The sequence below is a fragment of the Mycolicibacterium wolinskyi str. Jessa 2025 genome, from assembly GCF_049241375.1.
Lineage (GTDB): Bacteria > Actinomycetota > Actinomycetes > Mycobacteriales > Mycobacteriaceae > Mycobacterium > Mycobacterium wolinskyi.
The window spans coordinates 557,970-577,391 of the sequence record NZ_CP185960.1 but is presented as its reverse complement, the minus strand read 5'-3'; the positions used below and the strand labels follow the sequence as shown (position 1 = coordinate 577,391).

Annotated in this window: 21 protein-coding genes; 8 read left to right on the top strand and 13 right to left on the bottom strand. The window is 68.6% G+C overall.

Annotated features, from left to right (window positions below; translation table 11 throughout):
* Positions 1–30 precede the first annotated feature (30 nt).
* Genes ACOI2T_RS03010 through ssd form a run of 6 tightly spaced genes read right to left on the bottom strand, consistent with a single transcriptional unit; the run spans position 31 to position 4,142 of the window.
* A complete protein-coding gene (locus ACOI2T_RS03010; protein ID WP_409502750.1) occupies positions 31–315 on the bottom strand; it encodes a TadE family type IV pilus minor pilin in 285 nt (94 codons plus the stop codon).
* Between the two features lie 38 nt (positions 316–353).
* Positions 354–557: a DUF4244 domain-containing protein gene (locus tag ACOI2T_RS03005; RefSeq protein WP_409502592.1), complete on the bottom strand. Its 204-nt coding sequence runs from the start codon at positions 555–557 to the stop codon at positions 354–356.
* A gap of 18 nt (positions 558–575) precedes the next feature.
* Positions 576–1,145, bottom strand: coding sequence for a type II secretion system F family protein (locus ACOI2T_RS03000; RefSeq protein ID WP_409502591.1), 570 nt, complete (start codon positions 1,143–1,145; stop codon positions 576–578).
* The gene (locus tag ACOI2T_RS02995; protein ID WP_409502590.1) at positions 1,142–1,918 is read right to left on the bottom strand and encodes a type II secretion system F family protein; all 777 of its coding nucleotides are present in this window, start codon (positions 1,916–1,918) and stop codon (positions 1,142–1,144) included. The genes ACOI2T_RS03000 and ACOI2T_RS02995 overlap by 4 nt, the downstream gene beginning before the upstream one ends.
* Complete coding sequence (locus tag ACOI2T_RS02990; protein ID WP_421875779.1) at positions 1,915–3,075, bottom strand: TadA family conjugal transfer-associated ATPase; 1,161 nt, start codon at positions 3,073–3,075, stop codon at positions 1,915–1,917. Before ACOI2T_RS02990 ends, ACOI2T_RS02995 begins: the two co-directional genes overlap by 4 nt.
* Positions 3,072–4,142: a septum site-determining protein Ssd gene (ssd, locus tag ACOI2T_RS02985; protein WP_409502584.1), complete on the bottom strand. Its 1,071-nt coding sequence runs from the start codon at positions 4,140–4,142 to the stop codon at positions 3,072–3,074. Before ssd ends, ACOI2T_RS02990 begins: the two co-directional genes overlap by 4 nt.
* 401 nt (positions 4,143–4,543) lie before the next feature.
* On the opposite strand from ssd, the gene ACOI2T_RS02980 reads away from it, so the two are divergent.
* Positions 4,544–5,413: an HAD-IB family hydrolase gene (locus tag ACOI2T_RS02980; protein WP_409502583.1), complete on the top strand. Its 870-nt coding sequence runs from the start codon at positions 4,544–4,546 to the stop codon at positions 5,411–5,413.
* A gap of 413 nt (positions 5,414–5,826) precedes the next feature.
* Here the strand turns inward: ACOI2T_RS02980 and ACOI2T_RS02975 are convergent, their stop codons facing one another.
* A complete protein-coding gene (locus ACOI2T_RS02975; protein ID WP_409502582.1) occupies positions 5,827–6,609 on the bottom strand; it encodes an IclR family transcriptional regulator in 783 nt (260 codons plus the stop codon).
* Between the two features lie 70 nt (positions 6,610–6,679).
* Between ACOI2T_RS02975 and ACOI2T_RS02970 the strand changes: the two genes are divergently transcribed.
* From ACOI2T_RS02970 to ACOI2T_RS02955, 4 genes are read left to right on the top strand one after another with little or no spacing between them, the layout of a single operon-like run.
* On the top strand, positions 6,680–7,675 hold the full coding sequence (locus tag ACOI2T_RS02970; protein ID WP_409502581.1) for a 2-dehydro-3-deoxygalactonokinase: 996 nt from the start codon (positions 6,680–6,682) through the stop codon (positions 7,673–7,675).
* Positions 7,672–8,295 carry a 2-dehydro-3-deoxy-6-phosphogalactonate aldolase gene (locus ACOI2T_RS02965; protein ID WP_409502580.1) on the top strand — a complete coding sequence of 208 codons (624 nt, stop codon included), beginning with the start codon at positions 7,672–7,674 and terminating at the stop codon, positions 8,293–8,295. The genes ACOI2T_RS02970 and ACOI2T_RS02965 overlap by 4 nt, the downstream gene beginning before the upstream one ends.
* A complete protein-coding gene (gene dgoD / locus ACOI2T_RS02960) occupies positions 8,292–9,440 on the top strand; it encodes a galactonate dehydratase (protein ID WP_409502579.1) in 1,149 nt (382 codons plus the stop codon). The genes ACOI2T_RS02965 and dgoD overlap by 4 nt, the downstream gene beginning before the upstream one ends.
* A gap of 5 nt (positions 9,441–9,445) precedes the next feature.
* Positions 9,446–10,753: an MFS transporter gene (locus ACOI2T_RS02955; RefSeq protein ID WP_067850327.1), complete on the top strand. Its 1,308-nt coding sequence runs from the start codon at positions 9,446–9,448 to the stop codon at positions 10,751–10,753.
* On the opposite strand, the gene ACOI2T_RS02950 is transcribed toward ACOI2T_RS02955, so the two are convergent.
* Complete coding sequence (locus ACOI2T_RS02950) at positions 10,750–11,568, bottom strand: Fic family protein (protein WP_409502578.1); 819 nt, start codon at positions 11,566–11,568, stop codon at positions 10,750–10,752. The genes ACOI2T_RS02955 and ACOI2T_RS02950 overlap by 4 nt on opposite strands.
* Before the next feature lie 126 nt (positions 11,569–11,694).
* Between ACOI2T_RS02950 and acs the strand changes: the two genes are divergently transcribed.
* Positions 11,695–13,656, top strand: a complete 1,962-nt coding sequence (gene acs / locus ACOI2T_RS02945) for an acetate--CoA ligase (RefSeq protein ID WP_409502577.1) — start codon at positions 11,695–11,697, stop codon at positions 13,654–13,656.
* 10 nt (positions 13,657–13,666) lie between these two features.
* On the opposite strand, the gene ACOI2T_RS02940 is transcribed toward acs, so the two are convergent.
* Complete coding sequence (locus ACOI2T_RS02940; protein ID WP_409502576.1) at positions 13,667–14,317, bottom strand: S1 family peptidase; 651 nt, start codon at positions 14,315–14,317, stop codon at positions 13,667–13,669.
* 194 nt (positions 14,318–14,511) lie between these two features.
* On the opposite strand from ACOI2T_RS02940, the gene ACOI2T_RS02935 reads away from it, so the two are divergent.
* Together ACOI2T_RS02935 and ACOI2T_RS02930 are read left to right on the top strand one after the other, a co-directional pair.
* Positions 14,512–15,018 (top strand): phage holin family protein, encoded by a 507-nt coding sequence (locus ACOI2T_RS02935; protein WP_409502575.1) that lies wholly within the window; start codon positions 14,512–14,514, stop codon positions 15,016–15,018.
* The gene (locus ACOI2T_RS02930) at positions 15,018–15,971 is read left to right on the top strand and encodes an alpha/beta fold hydrolase (protein ID WP_409502574.1); all 954 of its coding nucleotides are present in this window, start codon (positions 15,018–15,020) and stop codon (positions 15,969–15,971) included. Before ACOI2T_RS02935 ends, ACOI2T_RS02930 begins: the two co-directional genes overlap by 1 nt.
* On the opposite strand, the gene marP is transcribed toward ACOI2T_RS02930, so the two are convergent.
* From marP to nth, 4 genes are read right to left on the bottom strand one after another with little or no spacing between them, the layout of a single operon-like run.
* Positions 15,972–17,162, bottom strand: coding sequence for an acid resistance serine protease MarP (gene marP / locus ACOI2T_RS02925; RefSeq protein WP_409502573.1), 1,191 nt, complete (start codon positions 17,160–17,162; stop codon positions 15,972–15,974).
* On the bottom strand, positions 17,162–17,950 hold the full coding sequence (locus tag ACOI2T_RS02920; protein ID WP_409502572.1) for an NUDIX hydrolase: 789 nt from the start codon (positions 17,948–17,950) through the stop codon (positions 17,162–17,164). The genes marP and ACOI2T_RS02920 overlap by 1 nt, the downstream gene beginning before the upstream one ends.
* A complete protein-coding gene (locus ACOI2T_RS02915; protein WP_067850342.1) occupies positions 17,947–18,606 on the bottom strand; it encodes a TlpA family protein disulfide reductase in 660 nt (219 codons plus the stop codon). The genes ACOI2T_RS02920 and ACOI2T_RS02915 overlap by 4 nt, the downstream gene beginning before the upstream one ends.
* Positions 18,603–19,376, bottom strand: coding sequence for an endonuclease III (nth, locus tag ACOI2T_RS02910; protein WP_409502571.1), 774 nt, complete (start codon positions 19,374–19,376; stop codon positions 18,603–18,605). Before nth ends, ACOI2T_RS02915 begins: the two co-directional genes overlap by 4 nt.
* Positions 19,377–19,422 lie beyond the last annotated feature (46 nt).

The window sequence follows — 19,422 nt, the reverse complement described above, 5'->3', positions numbered from 1 at the left end:
GCGACGGCCAGCAGGCTCGCCGACCCCCGGTCATCGCACGCCCGGTTCGACAGCGGCGGCCGCCTCGGCCGAGATGGTGAGCCCCGGCAGGGCGGCGCGGGCGCTGACCTGGGCGAGGACCAATCCGCCGTCGCGACGCAGGTCGACTGCGGCGCCCCGGGGCGCGATGCGGCGCGCGGTGTCCGCCGCGGCGCGGTCATCGCCGCGAGCAGCCAGCCGGGCGGCCTCGCGTGCCGCGTCGACGCACCGAACCTGCATCGAAACCGCGCTGAGCCCGCCAACGCACAACACAAGGACGACCACCAGCGCCGCGATCGCGAAGGCCGCCTCGACGGTGACTGCACCTCGGTCATCTAGACGTTGGTGTTCAACGCACGGGTGATGATGTTGCTCAACGCGCTGACAATCGAATCCCCGGTCACCACCGTGTACAGGATGGCCCCGAATGCCGCCGCGGCGATGGTGCCGATCGCGTACTCGACGGTCGACATGCCCGACTCGTCGATCATCAACATCGTCATGCGCGCCTGGGCCCGCTGAAACACTTTGCCTGCCATTGGTTTTCCTCCCTGTTCTCACAACAAACCCGAACCGAGTACGTCGCCGGCCAGCCCGACGACCACGGGCACGATCCCGAGGCACAGAAACGCGGGCAGGTAACACAGCCCGAGCGGGCCGGCGACGAGCACCGACGCCCGTTCGGCGGTGGCATCCGCCGCGGCCGCCGCATCATGGCGGGATTGGCCGGCCAGCTCGGCCACGCCATGCGCGAGCGCGGTGCCCGACGACGCCGACCGCCGCGCCAGCCGCAGCAGCGCATCGACGTTCTTGTCATGCGGCAGAGCGTCGTTCGACCAGGCAATTGCGGGGTCCGCGCCGAGCGCAAGCAGATCGGCCGCCCGCGTGAGCAATGCGGCAAGTGACGGTGGGGCGGACGGTGCGGCAGCCGCCGCCGCATTCGACACGGCCATGCCCGCACTCAGGCATGCGGCGAACAGATCGAAGGTCGAAGCGGCCGCGAGTGGATCGTCATTGCCAGACCGCCGCGGTGCGCGTGCGTGAACCGTCGCAGGCGCCAACCGATTCCGCGTCGGACTCACTCCGATCATCAACGCTACCGCGAGAAGCAATGCCGCCCAGCTCATCTCATCGCCCCATCGGTTATCCGGTCGGACCAGAGCAACCCGCCACACGCCAGCAGCACACCGATGACCAGCAGCCAGCCGCCGACTCCGGGCGCCAGCAGAAAACCGATCGGATCGGCACCGATCAACTGTCCGAGCCCGATGCCGACGACCGGCAACCCGGCCAACACGGCCGCGGTGGTTCTCGGCCCTGCCATCGCCGCGCTGACCCGCGCCGAAAACCGTTCCCGCTCAACGATGTCCTGTTGTGCGGTGCGCATCAGCGTGGCGATCGACAGTCCGTGCGCCTGCGCCAACCGCCAGCACGCCGCGAGCCGTTCCCAATGCATCGGCAGCTGAGAGTCGCCTGCGACATCGTCGAGACCTACGGCCACGTCGGCGCCGAGGCGGGCACGGGCCGCAACTGCCCGCATGCCCTCGCCGACCGGCCCGGATACCTCGCCTGCGGCGGTGTCGAACGCGCTCACCGGATGGGCGCCGATGCGCAGTTCACCGACCAGTACATCGAGTGCGGCCTGCATTGCCGTGGATTCCCGCTCACGTCGTGTGCGCGTGGCGCTGCGGCATCGGCGCAACGCCACTGTCCCCGCGACTGCACCGGCCGCGAGCGCGATCGACACCGGCACCGTCAACGCAAGACCCACGCCGGCGACCACCCCGATCGGCCACGCGCGCAGGCGCCTCGACTGCACGCGCCTCATCTCGCTGAGCCGCCGCGGCGCGGCGGGCCAGATCAGCAACGCGGCCGCCAGGGCCAGTGCCGCCGCGGTCACCGGGCACCCCGATCGACGATGAGCTGCTGCAGAATCTCGGCGCCACAACCGAATCCGGTATCCGCGTGCCACGCGGTCAGAACGTCCAGTGCACCATCGCTGGTGCGGCGCAACACCGCGATCTCGGCGAGCCGGCGTCGCCCGGTGCGGTCACGGCCGACATGCAAGAGCACCTGCACCGCGGCCGCCAGCTGGCTGGAGAGCGCGGGCCGATCAAGACCGCCGAGCGCGCCGAGCGCCTCCAGCCGCGCGGGCACCTCGGCTGGACTGTTGGCGTGCACAGTGCCTGCGCCGCCGTCATGGCCCGTGTTGAGGGCGGCCAGCAGGTCGACGACTTCCGCGCCGCGCACCTCACCGACCACGATTCGGTCGGGCCGCATCCGTAGTGCCTGCCGGACCAGATCGCGCACCGTGATCTCGCCGACCCCTTCGACGTTGGCGCCGCGGGCGACCAGTTTCACGACGTGGGGATGTGCCGGCGCGAGTTCGGCCGCGTCCTCGACACATACGATGCGCTCGTGCTCGGCGACGCCACCCAGCGCAGCGGACAGCAGTGTCGTCTTGCCACATCCCGTGCCACCCGAGATCAAGAACGCGAGCCGGGCCGCGATGATCGCCCGCAACAGCTGGGCAGCCGGCGGCGCGATGGCCCCGGACCGCGTCAGGCTGTCGAGATTCTGGGTGGCCGGGCGCAACACCCGCAGTGATACGCACGTACCACCCGTGGCGACAGGTGGCAGCACCGCATGCAGACGCACCGTGAAAGCCCCGATACCGCTGAGCTGCCCGTCCACCCAGGGCTGTGCCTCGTCGAGGCGGCGGCCGGCCAGCAATGCGAGCCGCTGCGCCAGCCGTCGCACGGCGGCTTCGTCTGCGAATCGAATACCGGTGCGGCGCAATCCGTCCCCGTCATCGACCCAGACCGCATCGGGTGCGGTGACCAGGACGTCGGTGGTTCCGTCGGCGTACAGCAGCGGCTCCAGGATGCCGGCGCCGGTCAGTTCGGTCTGCAGGACCCGCAGATTGCTCAACACCTCGGTGTCACCGAGCAGCCCGCCGGATTCGGCCCGGATGGCCGCGGCCACCACGTCCGGACTCAGCGGTGCGGTCTCGGCGACCAGCCGCTCACGCACGCGGTCGATCAGCGACGTGCTCATGCGGCCTCCAGCGCGGGGTTCTGGGCCAGCACACCGAGGACCTGGCGCGCGGCAACGGCGAGCGGTGATCGTGGGCGCAGCCGCAACCCGCCGCGCTCCAGTGTGTCGTGCAGGCCAGGCTGCGGCCGCATGGCGGCCAGTAGCGGCAGATCGACGATGCGGGCGACCTCGGTTGCGCGCAGGCCGCCAGGGGCCGGGCCGCGCACCACCACGCCCGCGTTCGGGTTGCACGCCACGACCCACGGCCGGACAGCCGCGGCCGCCGCACACGACCGCACGTCGGCCGGCGTGACGATCACGACGAGATCGGCGGCATCCAAGGCGGTTTCGGCTGCCGCTGTGCAACGCCGCGGCACGTCACACACCACCGTCACTCCGCCGCGACAGCCCGCGTCGACCACCGCGCCGAGCGGCCCGGCCTCGATGTCGACACCGGTGCGCCCGCTCGACAGGACGCTGACCGCACCACGCCGCGGCAATGCGTCACGAAGAGCGGGATAGCCCAGCCGGCCCCCTTGCAGCGCGAGATCTGGCCAACGCAGGCCCGGCTCGTCCTCACTGCCGAGGACGAGGTCGATGCCACCGCTCCACGGGTCACCGTCGACGAGGAGCGCGGCGGGCGCCGACCGGGCCAGCGCGACCGCGAACACCGACGTACCTGCGCCGCCCCTGCCCCCAACCACGGCGACCGCAGGGCCGCGCCCGTCGTCGTCGCGATGTGCCGCGTCGGACAGCGCCGCGACCAGCTCGGTGTCGCCGCCTGGCAACGTCACGACTAGTTGCGCGCCGACCGCTATCGCCGCCTGCCAATCCGCCGGTTGGGGGTCCTCGTGGCCGATCAGCACCACCCGCTCACGGCGCGGCAGGGCCCTCTCGGCACACCGCCGCGCGGCCGCCGCGTCGAGCAGCACACCCGCTGCGGCGAGCCACACCTTGCGGCTCGATGGGTCGTCGACGTGCACGAGGCCGACGCCGGCGGCCGCGGCCGCCCGATCCACGTCCGCACGCAGCAGCGGGTCGCCGATCAGCGCGAGCACGGCGCGGGTCGAACTGTGTGACGGGGCCATGTCCCCACCCTGCGGCCACGTGGCGCGCCGGCACCATCACCAGATCGCGGATTGTGGATGAAGGACAGGCTGGGGATAACTGCTGACAGGTGTTAAAACAACGTTCCGCAACCGCCACGGCAATCCTGGCGGTGTTTGCGGAAGTGATCCTCCCCGGAAAAGAAGACGACCCCCGCCAGGGGGGGAGGAGGCGGAGGTCGTCGCGTATCAGCCCCGGGGGGTCGGGCTGATACACCCTCGGCATAAGCCGAGTAATGCTCACTATACACACGGAACTGCCAAAACATGCAAGGGATCGATCTGCGGGTTACCGCGAGCCGTTCCGCCGCGGACATTCCGCCGAATGTGTCGTGAACTGCCATTTTGTACTGTCGGTCGGTTATCGCCGTCCGGGTGCCTCTATGCTGGCGCTTGTGACCGCATCCGATCCGGCTGCCGGGGAGTCGATCGCAGTGCAATCCGGGCAGGACGTCGGCCGACCGGTGCGCACAGCGGCCTTCTTCGATCTTGACAAGACGGTGATCGCCAAGTCGAGCACGCTCGCTTTCAGCAAACCTTTCTTCGATCAGGGCCTGTTGAATCGCCGGGCTGTGCTCAAATCGACTTATGCACAGTTTCTGTTCTTGATGTCGGGCGCCGACCACGACCAGATGGACCGCATGCGCAGCTACATCACCAACATGTGCACGGGCTGGGATGTCGAGCAGGTCAAATCGATCGTCGGCGAGACGCTGCACGACATCGTCGACCCGCTCGTGTTCGCCGAGGCCGCCGAGCTCATCGCCGACCACAAGCTGTGTGGACGTGACGTCGTGGTGGTCTCGGCGTCCGGCGAGGAGATCGTCGCGCCGATCGCCCGGGCCCTCGGTGCGACGCACGCGATGGCCACCCGGATGGTGGTCGAGGACGGCCGCTACACGGGCGAGATCGCGTTTTACTGTTACGGCGAGGGCAAGGCCGAAGCGATCCGAGCGCTGGCCGCCCGCGAGGGGTATTCGCTCGGCCATTGCTACGCGTATTCGGATTCGATCACCGACATCCCGATGCTCGAGGCCGTCGGCCACCCCACCGCCGTCAACCCCGATCGCGCACTCCGCAAGGAGGCCGCCGCGCGCGGTTGGCCCGTACTGACTTTCACCAAACCGGTGTCGCTGCGGGACCGGATTCCCGCGCCGTCCGGCGCCGCCGTCGCCACCACCGCGGCCGTCGGGATCAGCGCGCTGGCGGCCGGCGCGCTGACGTATTCGTTGCTGCGCCGGTTCACCCTCTGAGCTACCGCCGGTAGTAGCTGGAGCCCCGGCGTAACGATCTGAAATCTGGGTGGCGTTGGGCCTTGATGTGACTGTGGTCACGTAGTACAAAGGAACCACGGAAGCTTGGCGAGGCCAAGATCTAGCCGGAAGAGAAGGCTAAATCTCCTGAACCAGGCTCCTAGCACGGATCCCGGCACCCACGCGGAGCACATGCCGCGGAATAGGCAAAAGTGTTGCGGGCCTGCGTGATTGCGAGAAGGCGGACGGCCACGACGGCTCCTTGGGTGGAGTTGCAGCCGAAGCGCATCGCAAGGACGCCGAGGCCACCCACGCAACCCACATTGCACGCTTGGTAACCGGGCATCCGTGCTAGCGGGCGGCGAGCCGAACATCGTTCGGAGCGCCGCCCGCTTCGCGTTGCTGGGGGTCTTCTATGACTGCGGCCCGTCGCGGTAGCCCATGGCCGATGAGATACGACCGGCGGCACGCCGCACGACGGGAACCAGACCACGCATCCGGGCGGCCGGCATGTACGGCCGGGTCGCCGAAACACTGATCGCGCCGACGATGGCCTTCGACGCGTCGCGCACCGGGGCAGCGACACACCGGATGCCGGGCTCGTTGTCCTCGAGGTCCATGGCGGCGCCCATCTTCGCGTAGGCGTGCATGCGGGTGCAGAACTCGGACCCGTCGGCACGCTTGGCCGTTACCGGCACCGGCACCCGGTCGGCGTCGAGCACATAGAGCGTTTCCCACCGGTCCGGCGAGTCGAGCAGCAGCGCCATGCCCACGCCGGTGCGCGTCAGCGGCATGCGGTGCCCGATCCGGGAGCGCATCTCTGCACCACGAGTTCCCGGCAGCTTGTCGAGGTACAGAACCGAGTCGCCGTCGATCACGCCGAGATGGACCGTGTCGTGCACTTGTTCCGACAATTCCTCGAGCACGGGACGCGCGACAACCGGCAGCGGATTGCCGTGCAGGGCCTTGAATCCGAGTTCGATCAGCGCAGGACCGAGCGTGTATCCGCCGTCTCCGTGACGCAGGAACTCTTCCCGCACGAGCAGTTGCACGAGGCGGTGCGTCGTGCTGCGGCCGAGGCCCGTGCGTTCGACCAGCGTGCGCAGATCGCGAGCGCCATCAGCGACGATCCGGATCACCGACAGCCCGCGGGCCAGCGTCTGTGTGCCGGGCGGGATGTCCGTGGGTGCGTTCATGACCTCAGAGTCCCACATATAGGGACGCTGTTGGAAATTTTGGGACCGCTTCCGCATTCTGCTCCTTGTGATGCACAACACGTCCCCCCGGCTGATCGCCCTGGACTGGGGCACCTCAGCCCTGCGGGCGTGGCTGTTGGCCGACGACGGGCGCATCGTCGACGCACGTCAGCGCGGTAGCGGGCTGCTCAACGTGACGGCGGGTGCGGATGCCCAGACCCGGGCTCGCGACTACGCGACCGCCTTCGCCGACATCTGCGCCGACTGGCTGCAGGCCTATCCGGGCCTGCCCGCGATCGCGTGCGGCATGGTGGGAAGCGCGCAGGGCTGGCGCGAAGCCGGCTATCTGACCGTGCCGACCGCGCTCGTGATCGACGCCCAATCGATGACGGCCGTGCCCCACGAGCGCGGGATCCTGCACTTGATTCCCGGGCTGCGTGTCGAGCACGACGGCACCGGCAACCCCGCCGACGTCATGCGCGGCGAGGAAACACAGCTGATCGGCATCATGGAGATGCTCGACCAACCGGCAGGCGAACAACTCATCGTGCTGCCCGGAACCCACACGAAATGGGTGAAAATCTCTGACCGACAGGTCATCTCGTTCAGTACGGCCATGACCGGCGAACTGTACGGGCTGCTCATGCACCACGGGATCCTGGCCCGCACCGCCACGGCCGGGACCGCCGACGCCGACGCCGCCTTCGCCCGCGGGCTCGATGCCGACCGGTCGCGTGGATTGTCCAGCGCGCTGTTCGGCGCGCGTGCGCTTGTGCTCGAAGATCAGCTCGAAGCCGCCGCATTGGCCGACTACGTGTCCGGCTTGCTCATCGCCGACGAGGTCGCGCACCTGCTGCCCGAGAATCTCGCCGAGCAGCGAATCATCCTGTGCGGCAATCCCGCCCTGTGCCGTCGGTACGAGTCCGCGCTCGCGCGCCACAACGTACGCCCCGCCGCGTCGGTCACCGAGGAAGCGGCTGCACGCGGCCTGTGGACCGTCGCCGTCGACGCCGGGCTGCTCAGCCCGGCCGACCCCAATGCCCAGCGCATCGAGGAGGTTTCATGAACGACAAGCCAACCGGGCTGGTGGCCATTCTGCGCGGCATCACCCCGGACGAGGTGCTCGCCGTCGGCAGCGCCCTGGTCGAGGCCGGCTTCACCGCGATCGAGGTGCCGCTGAACTCGCCGCAACCCTTCGACTCCATCGAGCGTCTGGCTGCCGCGACGCCCGCCGCATGCGCGGTCGGCGCGGGAACGGTGCTCACTGTCGACGACGTCGCCCGGGCACAAGACGCGGGAGCGCGAATCATCGTCGCGCCCAATGCCGATCCCGACGTGATCTCGGCTGCGGCAACCCGGGGCCTGCGCCCGTATCCCGGGGTGGCGACACCGACCGAAGCATTCCGGGCCGTCGCCGCAGGCGCCCGCAGCCTCAAGCTGTTCCCGTCCGACGCCGTCGGCATCTCCGGCATGAACGCGTGGCGCGCGGTGCTTCCGGCCGACGTCGAGATGCTGCCCGTCGGGGGCGTCGACGAGCACAACCTGGCCGACTGGGCCACGGCCGGTGCCGGTGGCGCGGGCCTCGGCTCGAATCTTTACCGCCCGGGAGACGACGCCGCCGAGGTCGGCCGACGCGCCCGCACCCTGCAGAACATCTGGTCGAAGGCAGAGAGGACCCTCCGATGAAGATCAAATCGGTGACGACTTACACCGTGCCGCCGCGGTGGTTGTTCCTGCGGATCGAGACCGACGACGGGCTGGTCGGCTGGGGTGAGCCGGTCTTGGAGGGCCGTGCCGCGACCGTCGCAGCCGCCGTCGAAGAACTCTCCGACTATCTGATCGGCCAGGCCCCGGCGCAGATCGAGGACATCTGGACAGTGCTGTACCGGGGCGGGTTCTACCGCGGCGGCGGCATCCACATGAGTGCGCTCGCGGGCATCGATCAGGCCCTGTGGGACATCAAGGGCAAGGCCTTCGGGGTGCCGACGTACGAGCTGCTCGGCGGCCGTGTCCGCGACCGCATCAAGGTCTACTCCTGGATCGGCGGCGACCGGCCAGCCGAAACCGCCAGGGCCGCAAAAGAAGTGGTCGACCTCGGCTTCACCGCGGTCAAGATGAACGGCACCGAGGAGATGCAGTACGTCGACTCGTGGGACAAGGTGGACCGCGCGGTGGCCAGTGTCGCGGCGGTCCGCGACGCGGTCGGCCCGAACATCGGCATCGGCGTGGACTTCCACGGCCGGGTGCACAAGCCGATGGCGAAAGTGCTGCTGCGCGAACTGGAGCCGTACCGGCTGATGTTCGTCGAGGAACCCGTGCTCAGTGAACACGTCGACGGTTTCGTCGATGTGCTGCGCCAGTCCCCCATCCCGATCGCGCTCGGTGAGCGACTGTTCTCACGCTGGGACTGCAAGACCATCCTGGCGTCGGGTGCGGTCGACATCATCCAGCCGGATCCGTCGCACTGCGGCGGTATCACCGAAGCCCGCAAGATCGCGCACATGGCCGAGGCGTACGACGTCGCGCTCGCGCTGCACTGCCCGCTGGGCCCGATCGCACTGGCGGCCTGCCTGCAGATCGACGCCGGCTGCTACAACGCCACCATCCAGGAGCAGAGCCTGGGCATTCACTACAACACGACCAACGATCTGCTCGACTATCTCGTCGACCCGGCCGTGTTCACCTACTCCGACGGCCAGGTGCGGATCCCGTCCGGGCCCGGCCTCGGCATCGAGATCAACGAAGAGTACGTGGCCGAACGGGCGGCCGAGGGACATCGATGGCGCAATCCCGTGTGGCGCCACACCGACGGATCCGTAGCGGAGTGGTGAGGCACATGACGCAGAACAAGACCGCAGAGGCCCCGAGTCTGGCCACTCAGGCATCGCGGGCGCGGTGGCTCATCGCGGTACTGCTGTTCGTCACCGTGGTGATCAACTACATGGACCGCGCGAACCTTTCGATCGCGATGCCGGCGATCGCCGACGAGATGGACCTGTCCAAGGCACAACAGGGCCTGCTGCTGAGCGCGTTCGGTTGGACCTACGCCGCACTGCAGATCCCGGGCGGATGGCTCGTGGATCGCGTGAAGCCGCGTGTCCTCTATCCCCTGTGCCTGGTGCTCTGGTCGCTTGCCACGCTGTTCATGGGTGTCATCGGCGGCTTCGTCGCGCTCATCGCGCTGCGCCTGCTCGTCGGCATCTTCGAGGCGCCGGCGTATCCGATCAACAACCGGGTCGCGACGGCATGGTTCCCCGAACGCGAGCGGGCCTCGGTGATCGGCTTCTACACGTCGGGCCAGTTCATCGGCCTGGCGCTGCTGACCCCGGTCCTGTCGTGGCTGCAGTCGGTGCTGAGCTGGCATTGGGTGTTCATCGTGACAGGCGCGATCGGCGTGGTGTGGGCGGCGATCTGGTACCTGAGCTACCGCGAACCGCGAGAATCCCGTGCCAACGACGCCGAGATCGAGCTCATCGAAAGCGGCGGCGGGCTCGTCGATGTCGTCGACGATCAACCGCAACGCGCAGCGGTGACCCGTGCCGACATCGCGACGGTGCTCGGCAGGCGCAAGCTGTGGGGCATCTACCTGGGTCAGTTCTGCCTGACCTCGACGCTGTGGTTCTTCCTGACCTGGTTCCCGACCTATCTGGTCGAGTACCGCGACATGGACTACATCAAGACGGGATTCCTGGCGTCGCTGCCGTTCATCGCTGCCCTCGTCGGGGTGTTGTTCTCCGGTGTATTCTCCGATTTCCTGCTGCGGCAGGGTGTTTCGCTGGGAGCGGCGCGCAAAGGCCCGATCATCACCGGGTTGCTGCTGACCATGGCGATGCTCGGCGCGAACTTCACCGACTCGACCGCCATGGTGGTGCTGTTCCTGTCGATCGCGTTCTTCGGCAACGGCCTGGCATCGATCACGTGGTCTCTGGTGTCGGCCCTGGCGCCGAAGCGGCTACTGGGGCTCACCGGTGGCATGTTCAACTTCATCGGCAATCTGTCGTCGATCGCCACACCGATCATCATCGGCCTGTTGGTCACCGACGAGAGCTTCGCGCCGGGCTTCGTCTACATGTCGGTGGTGACCGCGATCGGCATCGCGAGCTACGTGCTGCTGGTGGGCCGGGTCGAGCGAGTACCGGACTAGCCGGGTCGGTCGAGTGAGGCCTGCGCGATCTGCAGCGCTTCGCGCGCGCCGGCATGCAGGGCCTCACAGCTGAGCAGCAGCCAGGCCGTCAACCCGTCCGACGTGCCCGCGGCGAATCCACGCGCGGCCGCGCGGTAGTCCCCGGACTTGCGCATCCAATGCACCTCGGGCACACCGAGACCGTGCGGGTCGAGGCCGCTGGCGATCGTCACGAGCCTCGACACCGCCCGGGCCACCACGCCGTCCGCGGATCCGAACGGCGCCAACGTGAGAAGTTCGCCGTGGGCGACCGCCGCCAGGATCGGCGCGGGCACGCGCGAGCCACCGGTCAACATCTCGGTCAAGAGTTCCAGCCGGGGACCGACCTCGGGGTCGGTGCGGGGACGGCCGAGATGTTCGTCGTCGGCGAGGTCGGCGGCCGCGAGGGCATGCAGCCGGGCCAGCGCCTGCAGCGGCGCGCGCTGCCACACCCCCACCAGGCTGGTCGCGCCGCCCTCAAGCGCTTCGGCCACCCGGATCGCACCCGCGGTCACCGGATCGGGCTCGCCGTTCTCGGACAGTGCCGATCCCCCGGTCGCTGCGCTCCTGCCCACCGGAAGGATCGACCCGCCGTCCAGAACCGCCGACGCCTTCGCGGCCCGCAGCGCCGCCTCGGCGGCGGTCTGCGGCCAGCCCCGCAGATTCACCTTGTGCCGATGCGCCCGGCCCAGCGCGTCGCGGGCCTCGTCACTGGCGGCCGCCACCCCTGGCAGAGCGACGAGCGGCGCTAGTGGATCGCTGCTTGTCGACTCCTCGCGCGAGCGCTCGTCGGTCATAACGGTCACGCTAGCCGACCGCTGAACTCACGATCTCCGACCGTTCATCGCAGCAGGAGCGCCGTCCGGCAACCGGCATGTGAGGTCCCAACGCCAGTGCAACGTTTGGTGACTAGGCTCACAACCATGTCGAACCCGTCAGTGACGCACGCCGAAGTTCCGTCAGCCTATCCGCCGCCTGCCGATTTCGCGGCCAATGCCAACGCGACGGGCGAGTTGTATGCCGAGGCCGAAAAGGATCGGCTGGCGTTCTGGGAGAAGCAAGCCAACCGGCTGACTTGGCAGACCCCGTTCACCGAGGTTCTGGACTGGTCGGACGCCCCGTTCGCGAAGTGGTTCGTGGGCGGCAAGCTCAATGTCGCCTACAACTGCGTCGACCGCCATGTCGAAGCGGGCAACGGCGACCGGGTGGCCATTCACTGGGAGGGTGAGCCGGTCGGCGACAGCCGCTCGCTCACCTACGCCCAGCTCAAAGACGAGGTCTGCAAGGCGGCCAACGCGCTGACCGATCTCGGCCTGGTCGCCGGCGACCGTGTCGCGATCTACATGCCGATGGTGCCCGAAGCCATCGTGGCCATGCTGGCGTGCGCGCGGCTGGGGGTCATGCACAGCGTCGTGTTCGCCGGCTTCTCGGCGTCGGCCCTCAAGGCGCGCATCGAAGACGCCGAGGCCAAGCTCGTCATCACGACCGACGGCCAGTACCGGCGCGGCAAGGCCGCCTCGCTCAAAGCCGCGGTCGACGAGGCGGTCGATGGCCAGAAGTCGGTTCAGAACGTGCTCGTGGTGCGGCGCACCGGCATCGACGTCGCCTGGACCGAGGGCCGCGACCTGTGGTGGCACGAGACCGTCGATCCGGCCTCGACCGACCACACCCCCGAGGCGTTCGACTCCGAGCAGCCGTTGTTCCTGCTCTACACCTCCGGCACGACCGGCAAGCCCAAGGGCATCGTGCACACCTCGGGCGGCTACCTGACGCAGTCGTCCTACACCCACCACAACGTGTTCGACGTCAAGCCCGAGACCGACGTGTATTGGTGCACAGCCGATATCGGCTGGGTCACCGGCCACACCTACATCGTCTACGGGCCGCTGTCCAACGGCGTCACGCAGGTGGTCTACGAGGGCACCCCGACGTCACCGACCGAGCACCGCCATTTCGAGGTCATCGAAAAGTACGGTGTCACAATCTATTACACGGCGCCCACGCTGATCCGCACGTTCATGAAGCTGGGCCGCCAGATCCCGGCCGAGCACAACCTGTCGAGCCTGCGGCTGCTCGGCTCGGTCGGTGAGCCGATCAACCCCGAAGCCTGGCGTTGGTACCGGGAAGCGTTCGGCGCCAACAAGACTCCGATCGTCGATACCTGGTGGCAGACCGAGACCGGGGCCATCATGATCTCGCCGCTGCCCGGCGTGACCGCGGCCAAGCCCGGTTCGGCCATGACCCCGCTGCCCGGCATCTCGGCCAAGATCGTCGACGACGACGGCAACGATCTGGTGCCCGGCGCCGACGAAGCCGAGCACGTCACGGGTTACCTGGTGCTCGACAAGCCGTGGCCGTCGATGCTGCGCGGGATCTGGGGTGACCCGCAGCGGTTCAAGGACACCTACTGGTCGCGGTTCGCCGAGCAGGGCTGGTACTTCGCCGGCGACGGCGCGCGCTACGACTCCGACGGCAACATCTGGGTGCTGGGCCGCATCGACGACGTCATGAACGTGTCGGGTCACCGCATCTCGACCGCCGAGGTGGAGTCGGCCCTCGTGGGCCACTCCGGCGTGGCCGAGGCGGCCGTGGTCGGCGCGTCCGACGACACCACCGGTCAGGCGATCTGTGCGTTCGTCATCCTCAAGGCCAGTGCCCACGGCGGAACCGAGACCATGGTCGAAGAACTGCGTGCGCAAGTGGCGCAGGAGATTTCGCCGATCGCCAAGCCCCGCGAGATCCACGTCGTGCCCGAGCTGCCCAAGACCCGCAGCGGCAAGATCATGCGTCGCCTGCTGCGCGACGTGGCCGAGGGCCGCGAGCTCGGTGACACCTCGACACTGGTCGACCCGAGCGTGTTCGAGGCGATCCGGGCCAGCAAGTAGCGCAGCCGGGTCAACCGACCGGGACGAAACCCGTTCCCGGTCGGTTCTTGGCCGTGATGTCGGCCAGCTGGGTGTTGAACGACATCGTGACGGCCGGGGTGTGCAGGGGCACGAATTTCACGACGCAGGTCGGCAGGTCCTCGGTGAACGCGCCGTGGATCATGCCGACGAGTCGGTTGTTGACGGTCACCGGGGCGCCGGAATCCCCCGGCTGGCCGCACACCTGATTGACGATCGTGCCCGGATCCTTGCCGGGCCCCCACGTCACGCCACACGAATAGCCTGTGGTGCGGCCCAGCTTGCAGGCGACCTCGCCGAACACCGGATCGGGCCCGAGGCCGTCGATCTGGAAGCCGTTGACGTTCTTGGTCGGCGTGACCTTCGCCGGGTCGAACTGGATCACCGCATAGTCCAACGCGTCGTTACCGGCCACCATGGTGCCCAGCACGCCCGCGTTCTGGGCGCTTTCCGCGGCGACCGTGGCACCGGGACCGCCGCAGTGCGCCGACGTGAAGCCGATGAGCCGGCCCGCGTTGTCATGGCCGATCGTGGTGAGCGTGCAGAACGACTCGCCGTTGACGATGATCCCCGAGCCTCCGCCGAGGACGACCGGCGGTTCGGCGTGCGCAAAACCGGGAGTCAGCATCGCGACGAGAGCCATGATCGGTGCACCAACGAGCAACTGCCAGCGGCGCCTGGTCGCCAAGTGTCCTCCAATCGACGCGCCCGACCCGCGTAACCCAAGGGAATATCGGCAGTCTACTTGGGACCGGTTCGCTGGCCGGGATCTCTTACCTCGCGCCCGCATGGCAACATGAACCGCGATAACGCATTGGATCCGGGGAGGAAGTTTCCGTGAGCATTGGCGACCGCAAGAACGGCGTTCCGGCGACGGTGACCTCGATTCCGTTGGTAGATCCGCACGCCCCGAAGCCGGACCCGTCGATCGGGGATCTGGTCAAAGATGCCACCGCGCAGGTGTCCACGCTCGTGCGCGCCGAGGTCGAGCTGGCGAAAGCCGAAATCACCCGTGACGTCAAGAAGGGGCTCACCGGCAGCGTCCTCTTCATCGCGGCCCTGGTGGTGCTGTTCTACTCGACGTTCTTTTTCTTCTTCTTCCTGGCCGAACTGCTCGACACGTGGCTGTGGCGCTGGGTGGCGTTCCTGATCGTGTTCGGCATCATGGTGCTGGTCACCGCCGCGCTCGCGGTGTTCGGCTATCTCAAGGTGCGACGCATCCGCGGGCCTCGGCAAACCATCGAGTCGGTCAAGGAGACGCGCGAAGCGCTGACCCCCGGCCACGACAAGAACCCCGCGATCGGTGCCGGCCAGCGGCCCGCCACCGACCCGTCAGGCTGGTAATGCCGCCACCTGACCCGTCGATCACCCGCATCGACGGGCCATGGCGTCATCTCCAGGTGCACGCGAACGGCATTCGGTTCCACGTCGTCGAAGCAGCGGGCGAGAGCTCGGATGCGGTGGCCGGCACCGACCGGCCGCTGGTGATCCTGCTGCACGGCTTCGGCTCCTTCTGGTGGTCGTGGCGCCATCAACTCAAGGCACTGACGGGCGCGCGTGTGGTCTCGGTAGACCTGCGCGGCTACGGCGGCAGCGACAAACCGCCCCGCGGCTACGACGGCTGGACGCTGGCCGGCGACACGGCCGGTCTGGTACGCGCGCTCGGGCACAAGACCGCGACACTCGTGGGTCACGCCGACGGCGGCCTCGTCTGCTGGGCGACGGCCCTGTTGCATCCCCGCGCGGTGCGCGCGATCGCCGTGGTCAGCTCACCGCATCCGATCGCGTTGCGCGCGTCGGTGCTCACCCGGCGCGACCAGGGCCGGGCACTGCTGCCGTGGATGCTGCGCTACCAGGTGCCCATGTGGCCCGAGCATGCCCTCACCCGTCACGATGCCGCCGAACTGGAACGGCTCGTCCGCAGCCGGGCCGGCGCGAAATGGCAAGCTACTCAGGATTTCTCCGAAACGATGCGTCACCTGCGCAAGGCCATCCAGATACCGGGTGCGGCGCATTCGGCCCTGGAGTACCAGCGCTGGGCGGTGCGCAGCCAGCTGCGCGGGGAAGGCCGGCGGTTCATGAGGTCGATGAAACGCCCCGTCAACGTGCCCGTCCTGCATCTGCGCGGCGACGCCGACCCCTACGTGCTCGCCGACCCGGTGTACCGCACCCAGCGTTACGCGCCGCACGGCCGCTACGTATCGATCACGGGCGCCGGCCATTTCGGCCACGAGGAAGAACCCGACGCGGTCAACGAGCAGCTGGGGCGATTCCTGTCCCAGGTGCACCGCAGCTGATCAGGAGTTGATGCACGTCCCGGTGGCGACGCGCTGCGTGTTGCCGATCTTGGCGAGCTGGCGCTCCACTTCCTTGGCGGTCAGCACGAAGCCGGTGTCGACATCGTCGACCGCGGCACCGAACACCACGCCGAGCACCTTGCCGCTGCGGTTGATCATCGGACCACCCGAATTGCCTTGGCGCACGGTGCCCCTGACGGTGTAGACCTCGCGCGTGACGGTGGTGGTCCGGTAGATGTCGGGACCGTTGAGCTCGATGATCTCGCGTACCCGCGCCGGGGTGGCGAGGAAATCGCCGCCGCCCGGGTAGCCCATCACGACCGCATCGGTGCCCTGCGGCGCGGGGTCCTCGGCGAACGGCAGCGGCGTCGACGGCAGGTTCGGCACGTCGAGGATCGAGATGTCGGCGTTGGGGTCGTAGGACACCACGCCCGCGTCGTACGTCTGCCCGTCGACCTCGACGGTCACGCTGTCGGCCCCGGCCACCACGTGCGCGTTGGACATCACGCGGTTGGGTGCCACCACGAATCCGCTGCCCTCCAGCACCTTCTGGCAGCTCGGCGCGATACCGCGGATCTTGACGACACTGGGCCGCGTCGCGGCCACGACGGCGTCGGTGGCCAGCGCGGCGTCCGGGGCGTCGACGTTGACGATCGGCGTGCGGCCGAACGGCTCGAGCACGTCGGGCAGGCCCGAGGTGTCCAGCAGGCCCGACAGCCGGTTGGGCACCGAGCGCAGCCAACTCGGCGCGACCTTGTCGACCTCGGTCAGCACACGCGAACCCTTGACCGCCGCGGCGAGGTTCGGCTGATCCGACGACGTGAGCAAACTTCCCAGCAGCCACGCGGCCACCAGCACCGCGACGAGCATCAAGCTGACCCCGACCGCCGAATCGAACACCCGCAGCACACGGTTGCGGATGGTGCCCCGCACCGCGCGGCCCAGCACGACGCCGGCGATCTCGCCCACCACGACGAGCGCGAGGATCAGGAACAACGTCGCGAACAGCTTGGTCCGGTCACCGCTGATGTGCGGAATCACGTGCGGTGCCAGCAGCACCCCGGCCACGGCGCCGAGGACGACGCCGATGAACGACATCAGCGAGCCGAGCGCCCCGGAGCGCCAGCCCGAGATGGCCGCGACGAAGCCGATGGCCAGGACGGCGAAATCAAGCCAAAGAGAAGGTGTCATCAAATTCCAGTTCCACGGTGGGCTTCACCGTAGCCGTTCTCGTGCCCGACGAGCGCCATTGCGGCGTCGAGTTCACGTACATCGTCGGTGTTCCACGGTTTTGCCCAGCCCGCGACATCGAGGATTGCCGAGATGACCTGACCGGTGAAACCCCACACCAACATCTCGTTGAGCAGGAAAGCCGGCCCGGCGAAACGGCTCGTATTGGCGTCGCGGTAGACCATGAGCCGATTCTCCGGATTGACGAATGCCCGCACCGGAACGCGTGCCACGACCGCTGTCTCGGATTCGTCGACGACGGCCACCGGGCCGGGATCGGGCGAATACGCGAGTACCGGGACCACATGGAAACCCGACGGCGGGATGAACATGCGCTCCAGTGTGGCCAGCGGGTAGAGCCGTCCGGTGTCGATGCCGGTCTCCTCGGTGGCTTCCCGGAACGCCGTCGACACCGGCCCGGTGTCTTCCGGATCGGTGGCCCCGCCGGGGAAGGCGGCCTGCCCGGCGTGGTGGCGCAGTGTCGAGGCCCGCACGGTGACCAACAGGTCGGCATCGTCGGGCAGCGCACCCGGCGGCGCATCGGGCGGACCGGAGAACAAGACCAGCACGGCGGCGTCGCGGCGCGCACCGGCCTGCGCGGCCTGGTTGTTCGCCTCGACGATCGTCGCGAGCACGTCGGGCGGCACCCGACGGCGATAGGCGCGCGGCACGCCGTCGAGATTGTCGACGAGCGGCTTGAGCCACGCCGGGGCAGCATCGGGCCGCAGCCCGTCGGGCGTCGAACTCACCCCGCATGCTCCTGTCGACTCGGGCGAATCTTGTCATCGACCGCCGCCGCGATCTCGTCGGCGCTGACGAACGAGCGGGGCAGGATTTCGGCAACGCTACCGTCCGGACGCAGGGCCACGGTCGCAGGCATGACATTGGGCACCTTGAGCGCGGCCGCGACGAGCCTGCGCCCGTCCTGCAGTGTCGGCAGGCGCACGCCGAGTTCGGCCAGCCGGATCAACGCGGCCGTCTCGTTCTCGTCCTGGTGCACGGTCAGCACCAGGACGTCGGGGTTTCTGCGCTGGTATTCGGCCATCGCGGGCAACTCGTCGGCGCACGGCCCGCACCAGTAGGCCCACAGATTCAGCACGACCGCCCGACCGGCGAGCGCAGCGGCCACGTCGACGGGCTTGCCGTCACCGGCGCATTCCAGCGTGATCCCGCGCAAAGCCTCCGGGCCGGGACCCGTCCCCGGGCCGGGACAGGGCGGGAGGTCGGCGCGGGCGCGGGGGCCTTCGAGTGCCTCGGGGGTGTCGGCGTCGCGGTGATCGCGCGCGGTGGCGGGCCCGGTCCCGGGCGTGGCCGACGGATCGTCACGCAGCTCGAGCCAGAACGCGGCGCCCAGCGCCACGAGGACCACCAACACCGCTGCTGTCCAGCGGGCCGAAACGCTCACAACCCGGCCAGCGCCAGCAGATGCTCGGTTTCGGGGCCTCTGACCAGCGCCGCGGCGGTCGGCGGATCGGTGGGGCCGGTGCCGTAGGACGGGCAGTCCTTGGCCAGCACGCATATCCCGCACGCGGGTTTACGTGCGTGGCACACGCGCCTGCCGTGGAAGATCACGCGATGGCTGAGCAGGGTCCACTCGCTGCGCTCGATGAGCTCACCGACCGCGAACTCGACTTTCACGGGATCTTCCTCGGCCGTCCAGCGCCATCGGCGGACCAGCCGGCCGAAATGGGTGTCGACGGTGATGCCCGGGATGTCGAACGCGTTACCCAAGATGACGTTGGCGGTCTTGCGGCCGATGCCGGGCAGCGTCACCAGATCGTCGATGTTGTTCGGCACCTCGCCGTCGAACCGGGCGACCAGTTCCTGCCCGAGCCGGATCAGCGACGTGGTCTTGTTCCGGTAGAAGCCCGTCGGCCGGATCAGCTCCTCCATCTCGGTGCGATCGGCCTGCGCGTAGTCCAGCGCGGTGCGGTACTTCTTGAACAACGCGGGCGTCGTGAGGTTCACCCGCTTGTCCGTACTCTGCGCGGACAGGATCGTGGCCACCGCGAGCTCGAGCGGGTTGGTGAAATCCAGTTCGCAGTACACGTGCGGAAAGGCCTTGGCCAGTTCACGATTCATCCGGCGGGCACGACGAACCAGGCCGAGGTGTGTCTCGGTATCCCATTTCTTGGGACGCGCTGTCTTCCCCGCTCGGGCGGCACCCGCTGTCACGCATGTCAGCGTACTGATCCGCGCCGACAAACCGCGGATCCGACCG